This is a genomic window from Listeria immobilis (genome assembly GCF_014322845.1).
Taxonomy (GTDB): Bacteria; Bacillota; Bacilli; order Lactobacillales; family Listeriaceae; genus Listeria; species Listeria immobilis.
This window is the reverse complement of record NZ_JAASUA010000007.1, coordinates 48,224-65,688: the sequence shown is the minus strand read 5'-3', so window position 1 is coordinate 65,688 and position 17,465 is coordinate 48,224. Positions and strand designations below refer to the sequence as shown.

Below are 17,465 nucleotides of genomic sequence, written 5' to 3'. Positions count from 1 at the left end.
ATTAAATACCAGGAAGTAACTTTATATTTAATTATGTTCTTTTGCATGGATTCTATTGATAGCTCTTTGTAATGCAAGACGAGCCATTACTTCATCCACTTTTTGTTCTTTTGCTCGGCTAAGTTCTGCTTCTGCGCGTTCTTTGGCTTTTTCAGCACGATTGATATCAATATCTTGCTCACGCTCAGCAGTATCCGCTAGAATATTTACTTCTTCACCGTTTACTTCCATAAAGCCACCACCAACAGCGACCCATTCTTCACCAGACTCTACTTTTAAACGAACTACGTCAATTTTAAGTGGAGCAACTAGTGGAACATGGCCAGGTAAAATACCGAGTTCACCTGCTTTTGTTCGAGCTATAACCATTTGAGCAACGCCTTCATAAACAGGGCCGTCTGGAGTAACAATACTAACTTTTAATGAACCCATACGTATTTCCTCCTGTTTTTATCAGACTTCAATGCCCATGTCTTTTGCTTTTTCTAGAACATCCTCAATGCGTCCAACTGAACGGAAAGCATCTTCTGGAATATGGTCGTATTTTCCGGCTAGTAAGTCTTTAAAGCCTTTAACCGTTTCTTTAACAGGAACATAAGAACCTTTTTGTCCTGTAAATTGTTCTGCAACGTGGAAATTCTGCGATAAGAAGAACTGCACACGACGCGCACGAGAAACAGATTGCTTATCTTCATCAGATAATTCATCCATACCTAGGATTGCAATGATATCTTGTAGTTCTTTATAACGTTGTAATAACCGTTGTACTTCGGTTGCTACTGCATAGTGTTCTTCACCAACAATATCTGGAGAAAGAGCACGTGATGTAGAAGCAAGCGGATCTACCGCAGGATAAATACCTTGCTCAGTTAATTTACGTTCTAAGTTAGTTGTTGCATCTAAATGGGCGAATGTTGTAGCCGGAGCCGGGTCAGTATAGTCATCGGCTGGCACATAAATCGCTTGGATAGAAGTAACAGAACCAACATTAGTAGAAGTAATACGTTCTTGCAATTGCCCCATTTCGGTAGCCAGAGTTGGTTGATAACCTACCGCAGATGGCATACGACCAAGTAACGCCGATACCTCTGAACCAGCTTGAGTAAAGCGGAAAATATTATCAATGAATAGAAGTACGTCTTGGTGTTCTTCATCACGAAAATATTCAGCAATTGTTAGACCTGTTAACGCTACACGCATACGAGCGCCCGGTGGTTCATTCATTTGACCAAATACCATGGCAGTTTTTTCAATTACGCCAGAGTCTTTCATTTCAAAGTAAAGATCGTTCCCTTCACGAGTACGTTCTCCAACACCAGCAAACACAGAGATACCACCATGTTCTTGTGCGATATTATGAATAAGTTCTTGGATTAAAACGGTTTTACCAACACCCGCTCCACCGAACAAACCAATTTTACCACCTTTTAAATATGGGGCAAGCAAGTCTACTACTTTAATTCCCGTTTCAAGAATTTCAGTAGTTGTTGCTAATTGGTCGAAAGTTGGCGCTTCACGGTGAATTTTATTACGTTTGATATCGTTTGGAAGTGGCTCATCCAAATCGATAGTGTTTCCTAATACATTAAATACACGACCAAGCGTTACTGTACCAACTGGAACCGTAATTGGACTTCCAGTATCAATAACTTCCATACCTCTTTGAACACCATCTGTTGATGCCATTGCAATTGTACGAACAACATCATCACCTAATTGAATGGCTACTTCTAAAGTAAGTTGGCTAGTTGGTGCTTCTTCTGCATCAGATTTATATTCAATAACTAGGGCATTGTAGATTTCAGGTAAGTTGCCACCTTCGAATTTAACGTCTACAACTGGACCCATAACTTGGATTACTTGTCCTTTAGACATGCAATTATTCCTCCTCACTTACCTTCCCATCTATAGGGACGTATGAAGAAACGCCGACTTTTATTCTAGCGCGGCTGCTCCTCCGACGATTTCGGTAATTTCTTGCGTGATCGCTGCTTGGCGAGCACGATTATATTGTAGTGATAAGTCACTGATTAAATCGGATGCATTATCTGTCGCGCTTCTCATGGCAGTCATACGAGCGGCATGTTCAGCGGCTTTGGCATCCAGAAGTGCTCCGAAAATTAGGCTTTCCACATATTGCGGCAATAACACTTCCAGGATTTCTTGTTCAGAGGGTTCAAATTCGTATGTAGTTAAATCAACATCCGCTTCTGTACCTTTTTCATGAAATTCTGTTAGTGGTAATAATTGCTCTTTTCTCAGTTCACTAGAAATGGAATTGATATGGTGATTATAATAAATGAAAACCTCATCATAAACACCATCTTCAAACATTTGAACTGTGTTGCTAGCAATATCTTTAATTTCCGCAAATACCGGATGATCCGTTACACCTTGGACTTCTAAAACGACATTCATTTGACGCGCTTTAAAGAAATCACGAGCGGATCTTCCTACAGTGATTATTGCATATTCATCACTAGAAGTATGTTTTTCATTAATTTCTTGAAATACCTCTTTAATTACAGAACTATTATAGGAACCTGCAAGGCCTGTATCAGAAGTAAGAACGATATACCCCGTGCGATGAACCGGTCTTGATACAAGCATCGGATGATCACTACTGTTACCAGTGCTAGCAACATGTGTCACTACGTCTTTAATTTTAGAAACATACGGCCCATAGGAACGAGCGTTTGATTCTGCACGACCCAGTTTCGCTGCTGAAACCATCTGCATAGCTTTTGTAATTTGACTTGTTTTACGAGTAGAGGTTATTCGTTGTTTAATATCGATTAAAGATGCCAAAGATTTTCACCACCTTTGAATTTATTCCGCATCTAAATTATATTTCTTCAGAAGGAACAAATGTATTTTTAAATTCTTTTAATGCTTCATCAAGTTTTGCTTCATCCGGAAGTTTTTTCGTAGTACGAATTTCTTCCAAAAGCTCTGGGTGATTATGATCAAACCATGTATTCATTTCAGACTCAAAACGCAGTACATCATGAACTGGCACATCATCCAGATACTTATGAACAAGCGCATAAAGGATTAATACTTGTTTTTCAACTTTCAAAGGTTTGTGTAAATCTTGTTTTAAGACTTCTACTGTACGTTTACCACGTTCTAATTTCGCGCGAGTAGCAGCATCTAAATCAGAACCGAATTGTGAAAATGATTCTAATTCACGAAACGCTGCAAGATCTAGACGAAGTGTTCCGGCAACAGTTTTCATTGCTTTAATTTGCGCTGATCCACCAACACGAGATACTGAAAGACCGGCGTTGATAGCTGGTCGTACACCTGAGAAGAATAAATCAGATTGCAAGAAGATTTGACCATCAGTGATAGAAATAACATTCGTAGGAATATATGCTGAAATATCTCCAGCCTGTGTTTCTACAAATGGAAGAGCTGTGATGGATCCGCCACCTAAACTATCATTTAATTTAGCTGCACGTTCAAGTAAACGAGAATGCAAGTAGAAAACATCTCCTGGATATGCTTCACGACCTGGAGGACGACGAAGTAATAGAGACAGCTCACGATAAGCTGCTGCTTGTTTAGATAAATCATCATATACAACTAATACATGTTTGCCGTTATACATGAATTCTTCTGCCATAGCAACACCAGCATAAGGAGCCAAATATAAAAGTGGCGCTGGTTGTGACGCAGCAGCAGTAACAACGATTGTATAATCAAGTGCACCGTGCTGACGTAAAGTTTCTACAGCATTACGAACGGTAGATTCTTTTTGACCAATTGCGACATAGATACAAATCATATCTTGGTCAGCTTGGTTTAAAATTGTATCAATCGCAACAGAAGTTTTACCAGTTTGACGGTCACCAATAATTAATTCACGTTGACCACGACCAATTGGAACAAGCGCATCAATTGCTTTAATACCTGTTTGTAATGGTTCGTTAACTGATTGACGTTGCATAACTCCTGGCGCAACTGCTTCAATCGGACGAGTTCCAGTTGTTTCAATTGGACCTAAACCATCAACTGGTTGACCTAATGAGTTAACTACACGCCCAATAAGCGCTTCACCAACTGGAACTTCCATGATTTTACCGGTACGACGAACTTCATCGCCTTCACGGATTTCAGTGTAAGGGCCTAAAATAATGATACCAACATCATTAGTCTCTAAGTTTTGGGCCATCCCCATAACACCATTTGAGAACTCTAACAATTCACCAGCCATTGCATTATCGAGTCCATGAGCACGCGCAATACCATCACCAATATAGGTTACAGTACCAACATCACTCACTTTTAGTTCTGAATGATAATTTTCAATCTGCTGTTTTATGATTGAGCTGATCTCTTCAGCCTTAATGCTCATTAATTTCACCCCTCGTTAAACGGGAACTAAGCTTTAATTTGCCGTTCCATGTCTTTTAATTTCGTTTTTAGACTGTCATCATATATACGGGTTCCAATAACCACTTTGACTCCTCCAAGTAAGGATTTATCAATATGATTTTGAATGTTTAATTTTGTTTTGTTCATTTTCGCAGCAAATACTCTCGAGAGCGCCGTAAGTTCTTGTTCAGAAAGTGGAACAACAGAATAAACATCTGCATCCGCAATTCCTCGCAAGTCATTTACGCGTTTTTGATATACATCCGCAATAACAGAAAGATAATCTTCTCTGCTACGGTCAATTAAAAGAAAAATAAAATCTTTTAAAGTTGGATTTATTGTGTCAAAAACAACGCTGGCAAGATTTTTCTTTTGCTCGGTCGTGAAAGTAGGATTTTCAAGTAATTTCACAAAATCTTTGTTTTCGTTTAGTGCCGATTTTAATTCCTTTAATTCATCGGAAAAAACATCTACTAAATCTTTATCTTGTGCTACTTGAAAAAGCGCATTGGCATAGCGACCTGCAACTTCCAAATCTTTACTCATTTGTCATCCCCTAGCCTTTCGATATAATCTTGGATAAGGTTAGATTGTTCTTTTTCATCCAGATTTTTTTCGATGACTTTCGATGCAATAAGAACAGATAATGAACCGACTTGTTCACGAAGCGCAGAAATAGCATCTTCTTTTTCACGTGCAATATCAGTTTTTGCTTCTTCTTTTATACGTTCTGATTCACGTCTAGCAGTTTTTACAATTTCTTCACGTTCTTTTTCACCAAGCTGTTTTGCGTTCTCAATCATAGTTTGAGATTCAACACGAGCTTGTTGTAAAACACTTTTTTGTTCAGCAAGTAATTTTTCTGCTTGAGCACGGTTTTCTTCAGCCGCATCAATTTCAGAACCAATATGCTCTTCACGCTCTTTCATAATTCCCATAAGCGGTTTCCAAGCATAAATTCGGATTAAAACTAGCAAAATCGCGAAAGCAAAAAGTGTAAAGAATGCATCACCAAACGTAAATGCGGAACCAATTACTAAATGTGGTTGTAACACGCCAGTTTCACTCCTTTCTATCCATTCGCTTAAATTATTCGTTCAACAGAAAGAAATGGGGTAATACTTCCCCAACTTCTCTAATTATTTATTAAGAACCATGAACGCAATAACAACAGCGATGATAGGAAGGGCCTCAACTAATGCAACACCAACGAACATGATTGATTGAAGCATAGAACGCGCTTCTGGTTGACGCGCAACACCCTCGACAGTTTTTGATACGATAAGACCATTACCAATACCCGCACCTAATGCACCTAATCCAACAGCAATAGCAGCTGCAATAACACCTAAAGACATATAATTATCCTCCTAATTTTTCCCAAATTATTTTTTTAATACTTTTTATAAATGACTTAATTGAAAGTTAGTTTAATGTTCGTCACTTACCTTATGTGACATGTAAACCATTGTCAGCATAGTGAAAATGTACGCTTGAATTGCCCCAATAAAGAGCGAGAAGCCTTGCCATACAATCGCTGGAATTATCGCAAGCACGCCTACAAATATATTAATATGTGCAAGTTGAGTAGCAATAATGGTTAACAAAACTTCACCAGCAAAAATGTTACCGTAAAGACGTAAACCAAGCGTTAATGTATTAGCAAATTCCTCTACTAATTTAAGTGGGAATAAAAATTTCATTGGACTCAAATAAGTACCAACAAAGTAATGCTTAAAGCCACGCATTTTTATACCATAGTAATGCGTCAAGCCAAGAACCATTATCGCAAGTGTTAATGTGACAATTGGATCTGCTGTAGGTGAACGCCACCATACTTCATCGTTTATTGCGATTTGGAATGGTAGTCCTAGCATATTAGCTACAAAGACAAACATCAATAGCGTAATACCTAGCACATGGAATCTCCCACCGGTTTTCCAATCCATATTACTATTGATAATACCTCTGACAAAATCCATAACCCATTCAATGAAGTTCTGCTTTCCGGTAGGACGCCGTTGCAGATTCCTGGTACAGATAATGGCTATTAGGAGAACAATGATACAAGTCACAGTAATCATCAATATATTTGATAGATTAAAGTCGATTCCTAATAGGCTTATCGTTGGAAATTCCTCTTCCAATTAGGTTCACCCCTCTCTTTGTAAAAACTTTTTTCTGCGGTACATGGAATACACAAAAAAATCTAGAAAAATAATGGCATATGCAAGCCCGAGTCCGATTACCATGCTATAAACATGAAAATATTCCGGCAGTTGCGTCGCTATAATTGTAGCAAATAGCACACTTCCCATTCTGACTGTCATTCCCATACCATAAAATGAACGGTTTTCAGCCAAAGCTCTAGTCATTGATTGTGTTCTTCGCATTAATAGCCAGTAATTAAACCAGCCGACGATTAATCCCAGCTTAAGTCCAAGAAAAATATGTATATAAGGGGTTAAAAACCATCCGCAAAGACAAACTCCAATAAAAAGAACCATATACTTTTGATGACGATGATACATGCCAATTAGCGATTCTAACATTCGGGGCGCAATCCTTTCTTTTAAAAAGATTTTTAATCCAAGTAACCAATCTGAAATCTCAAAGGAGTAAGTTCGGTTTGTGAAATTAGACACATTCCCCCTAATCTACTCCAATCCCAAACACACATGAAAGCCTTATCAGCGTGTCAGTTCTTAGCATACAACAGCCAAAAGAGAAAAGTCAATACACTTTCACAAATAGTGCGTATATCTAATACTAATAGTACCACAACACGGCTAATTCATAAAAGAATAGCACCCTTTTTCTGCGTTTTTTTAATTTCAGATTTTATTCGTTTCTTAGATTGCTCCACCAGAAATTTTTTTGTCCATTTAACAGCAATCAACACCTCCGTAATCATTGAGGAAATGAACGGATTGTTCGTGTGATAATTCACAAAAACAACCAAGCCTTTCTTTCTCGCACAAATAAAAAAACTTCTACCATTATTGGTAAAAGAATTCGATACGATTATTCGCAAATTTCGCGACCGAAAGTTCTTTTCCCAAGAAAAAGAACGGAAAAAACAGCTGAATCTCACAAGAAGCGAGATGCATTTTGATATCTACCGCCCGTATAGATTCCAATTCAGTCAGCGTAAACCTCGCGCCGGCGGGATTGTAATGAATACTGAGAGCAGTTTTCTATCCCTATGCTTCCAAAAAGCTATTTTTTGGGCTCTTATATTAATAACATTGTCCATCTTATCACATGTAATATAAAAGAACTAGCGAAAATCGAGCGTGTAACATATCTGTAACAATAAGGCGCTTTCATTCTAGTGAAAGGAAAAACTAGACTTTTTAAGCCTAGTTTTCTTTGATTATTTTCTAATAAAATCGGCAGGTCTTTCTGTTTCGTTAAATTGACTTTTGATAGCTTCAAGAATCCGCTTAGCTGCATTTCCATCGCCATATGGATTGGCTGCTTTTGCCATTTCGTCATGATGTTCCTTATTATCAAGTAAGTCTAATGCTTCTTTTATTAGTGTTTCTTTTTGTGTCCCAACTAGTTTAAGCGTTCCAGCTTCAATTCCTTCTGGCCGCTCCGTCGTATCACGTAACACTAATACTGGCACGCCCATCCCTGGAGCCTCTTCCTGTACCCCACCTGAATCAGTAAATACAAGATAAGCCTTCCGTAAGAAATTATGAAAATCAATCGCATCTAACGGCTCAATTAGATGAATCCGCTCATGGCCGCCTAGAATTTTGATTGCTTTCTCTCGCACTGCTGGGTTTAAATGCATTGGGTAGACAAGCTCTACATCTTCACGGCTCTCTACAATCTCTCGCACTGCTTCAAACATCCCTTGCATTGGTTCGCCAAGATTTTCCCTGCGATGGGCAGTCATTAGAATTAAACGATTAGTTCCTAACTTTTCTAAAATTGGATGGTGATAATCTTTTTGAACTGTTGTTTTTAGCGCATCAATCGCTGTATTTCCAGTGACAAAAATATTATCTGCATTTTTCCCTTCTGCTATCAAATTTTCTTTCGCCTGAATTGTCGGGGAAAAATGTAAATCCGCCAGAACTCCTGTTAGCTCTCGATTCATCTCTTCTGGAAATGGCGAATATTTATTCCATGTTCTAAGTCCTGCTTCCACATGTCCCAGTGTTTTTTGTTGATAAAATGCAGCAAGACCCGCAGCAAAACTAGTGGTTGTATCACCATGAACTAAAACGATATCCGGGTTTTCAGCAATAATGACTTCATTAATTCCATTCATTACACGGGAAGTAATTTCTGCAAGTGTCTGGCCTTTTTTCATAATGTCTAAATCAATATCCGGTGTTATTTGGAAAATTTTAAGCACTTGGTCTAACATTTCTCGATGCTGCGCTGTAATGACTACTGTAGATTCAAATGTTTCTGGCTCTTTTTCTAATGCTAAAACAAGCGGCGCCATCTTAATTGCTTCAGGTCTTGTTCCAAAAATACTCATCACTTTAATCTTAGCCAAACGTCATCCTCCTCATAAAAAAACTCCTCTGAAATAGCATGACAAAAAATTTTTCAGCCTACTTATTTAAAAGTAATACTGTTCGCAAATTCCTTATCTCGCTAAATCGAGGAGATTGTTAATTATTTAGTTCCAAATAATCTATCGCCAGCATCTCCTAAGCCTGGACGGATATAACCATTCTCGTCTAGCTTCTCATCTAAGCCAGCTACATAAATTTCTACGTCTGGGTGTGCTTCTTGAAGAGCTTTAACACCTTCAGGAGCAGCTACTAGACACATAAATTTCATATTGCGAGCACCACGTTTTTTCAAGCAGTCAATTGCCATGATTGCAGATCCGCCTGTTGCAAGCATTGGGTCTACAACGATGAAAAGGCGTTCTTCTACGTCAGAAGGTAATTTCACAAAATATTCTACTGGTTCAAGTGTATCATGATCACGATAAAGACCAACATGCCCTACTTTTGCAGCTGGGATTAGTTTTAAAATACCATCTTGCATTCCAAGTCCCGCTCTAAGAATTGGCACAACACCAAGTTTTTTACCCGTAAGTGTTTTTGCTGTCGTTGTTTGTAGTGGTGTTTCTACTTGAGTATCTTCTAATTCCATATCACGTGTGATTTCATAAGCCATCAGTGTTGCGACTTCATCTACAAGTTCGCGGAATGCTTTTGTTCCAGTATTTTTATCTCGAATAATTGTTAGTTTGTGCTGTACTAACGGATGATTTATAACATGTACATTTGCCATCGATTCGTTCGCTCCTTTGATATTGAAAATTTCCTTCTCTTATTGTATCAGAACAGGACACAAGTGCAAGGATTAATTTGTCCCACACGAAAAAAACCGGTTTTCTCTAGTATTTATAGAAAAAACCGGATTACTTATTTTATAAACTTGGATAAAGCGGATATTCATTTGTTAAAGTGATTACACGTGCTTTTACGCTAGCTAAAACTTCTTCGTCTTCTAAATTATGAAGCACTTCTGAAATCAACACGCCAACTTTTTCAATAGCAACTTCATCAAAGCCTCGCGTAGTAACAGCGGCAACACCTACACGAATACCACTAGTCACAAATGGACTTTCTGTTTCAAATGGAATTGTATTTTTATTAACAGTAATACCAACTTCATCTAGCACTTTTTCAGCTGCTTTTCCTGTTATACCAAGTGGTTTTAAATCAATTAGTAATAAATGATTGTCCGATCCACCAGTTAAAACAGGAACATTGTTCGCTTCTAAAGTTTCAGCTAATTTTTTCGAGTTGCGAATAATTTGTTCACAATAAGTCGTAAATTCAGGTTGTAGCGCTTCGCCAAATGCAACTGCTTTTGCTGCAATAACGTGCATTAGCGGGCCACCTTGAATTCCTGGGAAAATGGATTTATTTAATTTTGTTTCCCATTCTGCTTTGGCTAAAATCATTCCGCCACGAGGTCCACGAAGCGTTTTATGTGTGGTGGTCGTTGTAAAATCTGCATAAGGAACTGGATTTTGATGTAGGCCTGCTGCAACAAGACCAGCAATATGCGCCATATCAACCATTAAATACGCGCCTACTTCATCAGCAATTTCACGGAATTTCGCAAAATCAATGCTACGCGGATATGCACTTGCCCCAGCAACAATCATTTTCGGTTGATGTTTTAGAGCTGCTTCACGAACAATGTCATAATCAATTTGTTTCGTATCTTCACGAACGCCATATTCAACAAAATTGTATAAAACACCACTAAAATTCACAGGGCTACCATGAGTTAAATGACCACCATGTGAAAGGTTCATACCAAGAACCGTATCGCCTGGTTCGAGCACAGCATGGTAAACTGCCATATTCGCTTGAGCACCTGAGTGAGGTTGAACATTAGCGTATTCAGCACCAAATATTTTTTTCGCCCGGTCTCGTGCTAGATCCTCCACAATATCAACAAATTCACATCCGCCGTAATAACGTTTTCCTGGATAGCCTTCTGCATATTTATTCGTTAATACAGAACCCATTGCTTCCATTACTTGCTCACTAACAAAATTCTCAGATGCGATTAATTCGATATTTTCACGTTGTCTACCAAGTTCTAACTTAATTGCATCAAAAACTTCCTTATCTTGCCTTTGTAAATAGACCATCTGTGGACCCCATCCTTTTCTGATAAATTTTTTAAGTGAACTGTTATGTATTAACTCTAATAATTACTTAAAATCCCTAGAAAAGCAAGCATTTTGGAATAAAAAAACGCAAAATCCGATAGTGAAGCGCTTCACTTATAAAAAACGTTCGGAAATTGCACTTTTTAGCTCATAATAGGTTATTTCATACTGCTCGATAGATCCGCCATATGGATCAGGAATATCTGTTTCATCCAGTGAGATAAGTTTGATTTTATCTTTTGCTTTTGGAAAGTGATTTTTTAGTTCTTGCAAATGAGTTGTTGTCATAACATAAATTTCATCCGCCCAGTTAATATCTGTTTGATCAATATTTTTAGCTTGGTGGCTTGTATCTAAACTCATTTGTTCAAGAATTTCTCGTGAGTTTTCAGAAATCGCAGCTCCAGTTATTGCATGAGTTCCCGCTGAACGAACTTCTAAATCTGGTCTTATTTCCTTTAAAATTTTTTCAGCTAGAGGGCTTCTGCATGTGTTTCCAGTGCATACAAATAAAATATTCATTCGCTAATCCTCCGATTTCCAGCTGCTTTTTCTAAACGATTCATTACTGCAGCTCCTAATTCTGTTTCAGGATAGACTTCTGCAAAAATCATATCAACTTCCACGTGATCAAACGCTCGTAGTCCTTTGTAAAGTTGGTTAGCAATTTCTGCCATTGAACTAATACTTCCCGTTGATTGGATAATTGCATTTGTAGTTAATCCTTCGATAAGTTCTTCGGTCGCTAATATTCCTATTTTTTTATGGGCAGCTTCTGCTTTATTTATTTCCTTTTGCCAAAATTCTTTTGAACCTTCAATTAAATAAACTGGTGCTTTAGGGGCGTAATGTGTGTATTTCATGCCTGGTGCTTTTGGTTTTTCTGTTTCTTTTGTATCATTGGTCGCTAATTCGACTGGACCAATAATTTGCTCAATTTGCTCTTTAGTAATACCGCCTGGTCGAAGTATTACAGGAATTTCTGCCGAACAATCAATTACAGTAGATTCTACACCTACTCCTGTTTCGCCCCCATCAATAATTCCGGCAATTTCTCCATCTAAATCTTCTATAACATGACTTGCAGTGGTTGGACTTGGTTTACCTGAACGATTAGCGCTTGGGGCAGCAACTGGGATGCCAGCTTCTTTAATTAATGCCAAACTTACAGGATGTTCAGGCATCCGCACTCCTACTGTGGATAAACCGGCCGAAACATTGCTCGCTAAGGTATCTTTTTTTAAAGGGAGAATAACTGTTAACGGGCCTGGCCAGAAATTTTCCATTAGTTGCATGGCTTTTTGTGGATAACTTGCTACAAAAATATCCATCTGCTCGCGACTAGCAATGTGGACAATAAGTGGGTTATCAGAAGGACGTCCCTTTGCCATATATATTTTTTTTATCGCTGCCTGATTCGTCGCATCTGCTCCTAAACCATATACCGTTTCAGTTGGAAAGGCTACACACTCACCATTTTGTAGCAGTTTAGCCGCTTTTTCATAAACTGGTTTATTTGATTGTTGCTTGTTTATTTTCCAATGGATAGTTTGCATTAAATTCCAGTCCCCTTTACATAACTTCTACTATATTTTAACGTTTTCTTGTTTATTTTTACAGCATTGTTTTTTATTTTTTGTATTTGGTTGATTTTAAACAAGAGTTATCCCCAAACTGTGGATAATAACTTTGTCAATGGGGATAACTTATTGTGAATTGTGGATAATTCGTTCAGATAAGTAAAAAAGCCATTTTTTTTATTAAGATTTGATTAAAAAAATTTTTTGCACAACATTTTGTCCACAGTTTTGTGGATAACTTAAAATAAAAAAGACGCTCTATTTTTAGAAACGCCTTTATACCAGTATATTTGAGCAAGTTACATAACGATCTTTAGAATTAATATCTTTGTGGATAACAACAGTGGATTGTGGATAACTTTTTTGGAATAGCTGTTTTACTTTTTCGCCTTGTGTATAACCTATTTCTACCCCCACCCAAAAAGAAGGTTTTAAGACAAACTTTAGCTCCTCTACAAAACGTTCATAGATTGCAAGTCCCTCATTTTCTGCAAAAAGAGCAAGTGCTGGTTCGTTTTTTAACACATAATCTGACATTGTTTCTTTTTCGGCTTCCGAAATATATGGTGGATTGGCTAAAATCATGTCGAATTGCTCGCCATTTTGTATGAACGCTTCTAATAAATCTGTTTCCACAAAACATACATCTGCATTCAATAGTAGGGCATTCTTTTTCGCTATGGCAAGTGCTGAAGCTGAAATATCCGCAGCAGTTATCGCTATACTAGGAAATGCTTTTTTTAACGCAATCGCAATGATTCCACTACCTGTACAAACATCTAATACTGCTGGCAAAGGCTTCTTTTTTAAAAAGGCTTCTGCACAAGCAACTAATTCCTCTGTTTCCGGGCGAGGAATTAGTACATCTTCTGTCACTAAAAAATCGTAGCCATAGAAGGGCGCTGTTTTTAAGATATATTGCACTGGCTCTCCATCTAAATATCGTTGAAAATCCTCTTGAAATTGTTTTTCATGATTTGCCTCAAGCTCTCGGTTAAATTCCTGCCAAAGCTCCGAGCGAGAAAGCCCCATTCTTGTTTCGAGTAAAATTTCAGCTGCGTTTTGGTCTAATCCTTTTTCGAGAAGAATTGTTTCTGCATTTTTTAATAACTGACTAATTTGCGTCATTTAAATGTTCCAGCTTACTTGTTTGATCTTCCATGATAAGCGCATCTATAATTTCATCGAGTTTGCCTTCCATAATTTGGTCCAGTTTTTGAATAGTTAAACCAATGCGGTGGTCTGTTACACGATTTTGTGGGTAATTATATGTGCGAATACGTTCCGAGCGATCTCCTGTTCCAACTGCTGATTTACGGTTAGCATCATATTCTTCTCTTGCTTCTCGTTCGAATTTATCATAAACACGCGCGCGTAAGACTTTCATTGCTTTATCTTTATTTTTCAGCTGTGAACGTTCATCTTGCATAGAAACAACAATCCCGGTTGGAATATGGGTTAAACGCACCGCCGACATGGTTGTATTAACGCTTTGTCCCCCCGCACCAGTGGAAGCAAATGTATCCGTTCGAATGTCTTTATCATGTAATTCAATTTCTACTTCTTCCGCTTCTGGTAAAATAGCTACAGTAGCTGTAGATGTGTGGATTCGTCCGCCTGATTCGGTTTCTGGCACACGTTGCACACGGTGAGCTCCATTTTCATACTTCATACGAGAAAAAGCATCATTCCCATTCATCATGGCGATAATTTCTTTGTAACCACCAATACCTGTTGGGTTAGCATCCATTATTTCTACTTTCCAACCGCGCGATTCAGCATATTTGCTGTACATTCGGAATAAATCACCCGCAAATAATGCTGCTTCATCACCACCAGCTGCTCCGCGAATTTCTAGAATAACATTTTTGTCATCATTAGGATCTTTTGGAACAAGAAGTAGTTTCAGTCGTTCTTCCAAATCCACTTTCTCTTTTTGAAGTTCAGCAAATTCTTCTTTTGCCATTTCTCGCATTTCATCATCTAATTTTTCACTTAATAGTTCTTTTGTTTCTTCAATTTGCTCTGTTACACTTTTATACTCACGATATGTTTCCACAGTTGCTGTAATTCCGGATTGTTCTTTGGATAAATCGCGTAGTCGCTTCGGATCTGATACTACATCAGGATCGCTTAATAGTTCGTTTAATTCATCGTAACGGTCTTCCACCGCTTGTAATCGATCATACATTTTTTTAAAACACCTCTTTAAGTTATTTTATTGGTGGATGTGCGTGGCATTTACGACACACTGGATAATAATGATCATTTCCGCCAATCATAATTTGTTCGCCTGTATAAACTGGTTTGCCTTTATCATCAACACGAAGTACCATTGTTGCTTTTTTGGCACAAAACCAGCAAATCGTTTTCATTTCTTCTAATTTATCTGCATATAACAACAAATACTTCGAGCCTTCAAAAAGTTCATTTCGAAAATCATTTTTCAAGCCGTAAGCAATGACAGGAATATTTAAATCATCTACAATTTTTGCTAGCTGAAATACATGCTCTTTTTCTAAAAACTGTGATTCATCTAGCAAAACACAGCTTGGTTTAGGTGTGATGTCGGCAACAATTTCATAAATATTAGTATCACTAAAAATAGGTGTTGCTTCACGTTTTAATCCAATTCGACTAGAAATAAAGCCAACTTGGTCCCTGTCATCAATTCCAGAAGTAAAGATGACAACTGATTTATTTTGCTCTTCATAATTATGTGCGACTTTTAGAATTTCAATGGTTTTTCCACTATTCATGGAACCATAACGGAAAAATAACTGTGCCATAGGACCGCTCCCTTTTACTTTTTAAACTCTTTTCCTATTTTATCATAGAGCTGTGCAAATTGGGACATATAGTTTTCCGCCATATAAAAAAGCTATGCCAGAGTCCGACATAGCTTAATTTTATTGGAAAATTTCTGCGCCGCTACCTTCTACCTCAAGCAATAGGACATCCGCATCCATCTTTAAATTTTGTAAGGAGGTTTGGAGCGTATTAGCTTGAGATCTAGGAGCAAAAACTAATACAGTTGGTCCAGCTCCACTTAAACAAGTAGCATAAGCGCCTTGTTTGCTCGCAATTTCTCGAATTTGTGGTAAATGCGGAACCAATTTACTACGGTATTTTTCATGCCATAAATCTCGTTCCATCATTTCACCAGCTAATTTCATATCATTGTGTAAAATTGCGGCAATCATGACATTCGCGATACTGCTTGCTTTCACTGCCTCTTTAAAAGGGAGGGCATCAGGTAATACGCCTCTACTTTCAGATGTTAATAGTTCTGCTTTTGGAATAAATGCAATTAATGCGCAATCCGGAAATAGATGGCGTACATAAAAGTCTTCTCCATCTAATTTCGCTCCGACTACCCAATTGCCTAAAACTGCTGGGGCAACATTATCTGGATGTCCTTCTATTTCAGCAGCAATCCGCACTTTCTCTTCTTTAGTCAGGTTCAATTCACCTAGAGTATTCGCTAATTCAATTCCTGCTACAACTGCGGCAGAACTACTACCAAGGCCACGTGCAGGTGGAATATCACTGGTCATTGTTAAATAATGCGGTGCCAAATCAGGAGCAAGATTTAATGCAGTTTCGATAATAACATTTGTTTTATCATGAGGAATATCTCCGCCAATATTATGTTCAATATACCAATCATCCCTAGCTGCACCAATATCTAGCGTTAAATAGAGCGTCAAAGCTAAACCACATGAATCAAAGCCGGGACCAAGATTGGCCGTAGTTGCCGGGACACGTATACGCATTAAGCTTTCACTCCTGAACGAAGATGGGCACGCATTGCTTCGATGTCATCTACATGAGAAACAGGGATTTCATGCACACTCATTGCAGTATCTGGATCTTTTAATCCGTTTCCAGTGAACACACAAACAACTGTCTCACCTTTTTTGATTGTCCCGTTAGCTATATGTTGAATTACACCAGCTAAAGAAGCGGCTGAACCTGGTTCGATAAAGACACCATCTTGCGCGGCGATTTTTTTATAAGCATTGACTATTTCATCATCAGTAACCGAATGAATGTAGCCATGAGACTCATCACGGGCTGCCTCAGCAAGTTCCCAACTAGCAGGGTTTCCAATACGAATCGCTGTTGCAATCGTTTCTGGATTAGCAATTGGCTTCCCTTGAACAATTGCAGCTGCACCCTCTGCTTCAAAACCGTGCATTCGAGGAAGACCTGAACTATGCGCTTCGTTCCATTCTTTAAAACCTTTCCAGTATGCCGAAATATTTCCTGCATTACCAACTGGAATAGCAAGAACGTCCGGAGCGGAGCCTAATTGTTCACAAATTTCAAAAGCTGCTGTTTTTTGACCTTCTAAACGATAAGGATTCACTGAGTTTACAAGTGTTACTGCTTCTGTTTCAGCAAGTTCACGCACAGACTTTAAAGCTTCATCAAAATTACCTTGAATAGAGATAATATCCGCACCATACATGACCGCCTGCGCTAATTTACCAAGCGCAACTTTACCTTCTGGGATAACGATGTATGCTTTCAAACCAGCACGTGTTGCGTATGCTGCGGCCGCGGCTGAAGTATTTCCTGTTGAAGCACAAATAACTGCTTCCGCGCCTTCTTCTTTTGCCTTAGCCACTGCCATCACCATACCACGATCTTTAAAAGAACCAGTTGGATTTAACCCTTCATATTTTCCATATAAAGTGATTCCAAGCTCTTTGGACAAATTCGGCAACGGAATAAGTGGTGTGTTTCCTTCTGCAAGTGAAATCATCGGTGTATTTTCAGTTACCGGTAGATATTCTTTATATTTTTCAAGTAAACCTTTATACATT

19 protein-coding genes are annotated in these 17,465 nt (G+C 38.3%); all 19 read right to left on the bottom strand.

Annotation, left to right across the window (positions count from 1 at the left end):
• Positions 1-27: 27 nt before the first annotated feature.
• The 19 genes from HCJ45_RS10255 to thrC all read right to left on the bottom strand — a co-directional run bounded on the left by HCJ45_RS10255 (position 28) and on the right by thrC (position 17,464).
• Positions 28-432, bottom strand: coding sequence for a F0F1 ATP synthase subunit epsilon (locus tag HCJ45_RS10255; protein WP_185345738.1), 405 nt, complete (start codon positions 430-432; stop codon positions 28-30).
• Positions 433-453: 21 nt separating this feature from the next.
• Positions 454-1,875, bottom strand: a complete 1,422-nt coding sequence (gene atpD, locus HCJ45_RS10250; RefSeq protein WP_185380738.1) for a F0F1 ATP synthase subunit beta — start codon at positions 1,873-1,875, stop codon at positions 454-456.
• 60 nt (positions 1,876-1,935) lie between these two features.
• The gene (locus tag HCJ45_RS10245) at positions 1,936-2,808 is read right to left on the bottom strand and encodes a F0F1 ATP synthase subunit gamma (protein ID WP_185345742.1); all 873 of its coding nucleotides are present in this window, start codon (positions 2,806-2,808) and stop codon (positions 1,936-1,938) included.
• A 37-nt stretch (positions 2,809-2,845) separates the two neighbouring features.
• Positions 2,846-4,360: a F0F1 ATP synthase subunit alpha gene (gene atpA, locus HCJ45_RS10240; protein ID WP_185345744.1), complete on the bottom strand. Its 1,515-nt coding sequence runs from the start codon at positions 4,358-4,360 to the stop codon at positions 2,846-2,848.
• A 26-nt stretch (positions 4,361-4,386) separates the two neighbouring features.
• Positions 4,387-4,926 carry a F0F1 ATP synthase subunit delta gene (locus HCJ45_RS10235; protein WP_185345746.1) on the bottom strand — a complete coding sequence of 180 codons (540 nt, stop codon included), beginning with the start codon at positions 4,924-4,926 and terminating at the stop codon, positions 4,387-4,389.
• A complete protein-coding gene (gene atpF / locus HCJ45_RS10230; protein WP_185345748.1) occupies positions 4,923-5,435 on the bottom strand; it encodes a F0F1 ATP synthase subunit B in 513 nt (170 codons plus the stop codon). Before atpF ends, HCJ45_RS10235 begins: the two co-directional genes overlap by 4 nt.
• 84 nt (positions 5,436-5,519) lie before the next feature.
• Entirely contained in the window at positions 5,520-5,738 is a 219-nt protein-coding gene (gene atpE, locus HCJ45_RS10225; protein ID WP_003732517.1) for a F0F1 ATP synthase subunit C, read from the bottom strand.
• A 72-nt stretch (positions 5,739-5,810) separates the two neighbouring features.
• Complete coding sequence (atpB, locus tag HCJ45_RS10220) at positions 5,811-6,527, bottom strand: F0F1 ATP synthase subunit A (protein ID WP_187124731.1); 717 nt, start codon at positions 6,525-6,527, stop codon at positions 5,811-5,813.
• 6 nt (positions 6,528-6,533) lie between these two features.
• On the bottom strand, positions 6,534-6,932 hold the full coding sequence (locus tag HCJ45_RS10215) for an ATP synthase subunit I (RefSeq protein WP_185345827.1): 399 nt from the start codon (positions 6,930-6,932) through the stop codon (positions 6,534-6,536).
• Positions 6,933-7,756: 824 nt separating this feature from the next.
• Positions 7,757-8,899 (bottom strand): non-hydrolyzing UDP-N-acetylglucosamine 2-epimerase, encoded by a 1,143-nt coding sequence (wecB, locus tag HCJ45_RS10210; RefSeq protein WP_185398063.1) that lies wholly within the window; start codon positions 8,897-8,899, stop codon positions 7,757-7,759.
• 122 nt (positions 8,900-9,021) lie between these two features.
• Positions 9,022-9,651, bottom strand: a complete 630-nt coding sequence (gene upp / locus HCJ45_RS10205) for a uracil phosphoribosyltransferase (protein WP_003720854.1) — start codon at positions 9,649-9,651, stop codon at positions 9,022-9,024.
• A gap of 139 nt (positions 9,652-9,790) precedes the next feature.
• Positions 9,791-11,032, bottom strand: coding sequence for a serine hydroxymethyltransferase (glyA, locus tag HCJ45_RS10200; RefSeq protein WP_185345755.1), 1,242 nt, complete (start codon positions 11,030-11,032; stop codon positions 9,791-9,793).
• Between the two features lie 135 nt (positions 11,033-11,167).
• Positions 11,168-11,575 (bottom strand): low molecular weight protein arginine phosphatase, encoded by a 408-nt coding sequence (locus HCJ45_RS10195; protein WP_187124730.1) that lies wholly within the window; start codon positions 11,573-11,575, stop codon positions 11,168-11,170.
• Positions 11,572-12,609 carry an L-threonylcarbamoyladenylate synthase gene (locus HCJ45_RS10190; protein ID WP_185345758.1) on the bottom strand — a complete coding sequence of 346 codons (1,038 nt, stop codon included), beginning with the start codon at positions 12,607-12,609 and terminating at the stop codon, positions 11,572-11,574. Before HCJ45_RS10190 ends, HCJ45_RS10195 begins: the two co-directional genes overlap by 4 nt.
• A 300-nt stretch (positions 12,610-12,909) precedes the next feature.
• Entirely contained in the window at positions 12,910-13,761 is an 852-nt protein-coding gene (gene prmC, locus HCJ45_RS10185; RefSeq protein WP_187124729.1) for a peptide chain release factor N(5)-glutamine methyltransferase, read from the bottom strand.
• The gene (gene prfA, locus HCJ45_RS10180) at positions 13,748-14,824 is read right to left on the bottom strand and encodes a peptide chain release factor 1 (protein WP_187124728.1); all 1,077 of its coding nucleotides are present in this window, start codon (positions 14,822-14,824) and stop codon (positions 13,748-13,750) included. The genes prmC and prfA overlap by 14 nt, the downstream gene beginning before the upstream one ends.
• Positions 14,825-14,846: 22 nt before the next feature.
• On the bottom strand, positions 14,847-15,422 hold the full coding sequence (locus tag HCJ45_RS10175) for a thymidine kinase (protein WP_185345764.1): 576 nt from the start codon (positions 15,420-15,422) through the stop codon (positions 14,847-14,849).
• Positions 15,423-15,542: 120 nt separating this feature from the next.
• Positions 15,543-16,409 (bottom strand): homoserine kinase, encoded by an 867-nt coding sequence (gene thrB, locus HCJ45_RS10170; RefSeq protein WP_185345766.1) that lies wholly within the window; start codon positions 16,407-16,409, stop codon positions 15,543-15,545.
• On the bottom strand, positions 16,409-17,464 hold the full coding sequence (thrC, locus tag HCJ45_RS10165) for a threonine synthase (protein WP_185380742.1): 1,056 nt from the start codon (positions 17,462-17,464) through the stop codon (positions 16,409-16,411). The genes thrB and thrC overlap by 1 nt, the downstream gene beginning before the upstream one ends.
• Position 17,465: the final 1 nt, after the last annotated feature.

Coding starts and splice junctions, on each gene's coding strand:
- HCJ45_RS10255 (WP_185345738.1), bottom strand. CDS start 432: ATGGGTTCATTAAAAGTTAGTATTGTTACTCCAGACGGCCCTGTTTAT.
- atpD (WP_185380738.1), bottom strand. CDS start 1,875: ATGTCTAAAGGACAAGTAATCCAAGTTATGGGTCCAGTTGTAGACGTT.
- atpA (WP_185345744.1), bottom strand. CDS start 4,360: ATGAGCATTAAGGCTGAAGAGATCAGCTCAATCATAAAACAGCAGATT.
- HCJ45_RS10235 (WP_185345746.1), bottom strand. CDS start 4,926: ATGAGTAAAGATTTGGAAGTTGCAGGTCGCTATGCCAATGCGCTTTTT.
- atpE (WP_003732517.1), bottom strand. CDS start 5,738: ATGTCTTTAGGTGTTATTGCAGCTGCTATTGCTGTTGGATTAGGTGCA.
- HCJ45_RS10215 (WP_185345827.1), bottom strand. CDS start 6,932: ATGTTAGAATCGCTAATTGGCATGTATCATCGTCATCAAAAGTATATG.
- upp (WP_003720854.1), bottom strand. CDS start 9,651: ATGGCAAATGTACATGTTATAAATCATCCGTTAGTACAGCACAAACTA.
- glyA (WP_185345755.1), bottom strand. CDS start 11,032: ATGGTCTATTTACAAAGGCAAGATAAGGAAGTTTTTGATGCAATTAAG.
- HCJ45_RS10195 (WP_187124730.1), bottom strand. CDS start 11,575: ATGAATATTTTATTTGTATGCACTGGAAACACATGCAGAAGCCCTCTA.
- HCJ45_RS10190 (WP_185345758.1), bottom strand. CDS start 12,609: ATGCAAACTATCCATTGGAAAATAAACAAGCAACAATCAAATAAACCA.
- prmC (WP_187124729.1), bottom strand. CDS start 13,761: ATGACGCAAATTAGTCAGTTATTAAAAAATGCAGAAACAATTCTTCTC.
- prfA (WP_187124728.1), bottom strand. CDS start 14,824: ATGTATGATCGATTACAAGCGGTGGAAGACCGTTACGATGAATTAAAC.
- HCJ45_RS10175 (WP_185345764.1), bottom strand. CDS start 15,422: ATGGCACAGTTATTTTTCCGTTATGGTTCCATGAATAGTGGAAAAACC.
- thrB (WP_185345766.1), bottom strand. CDS start 16,409: ATGCGTATACGTGTCCCGGCAACTACGGCCAATCTTGGTCCCGGCTTT.
- thrC (WP_185380742.1), bottom strand. CDS start 17,464: ATGTATAAAGGTTTACTTGAAAAATATAAAGAATATCTACCGGTAACT.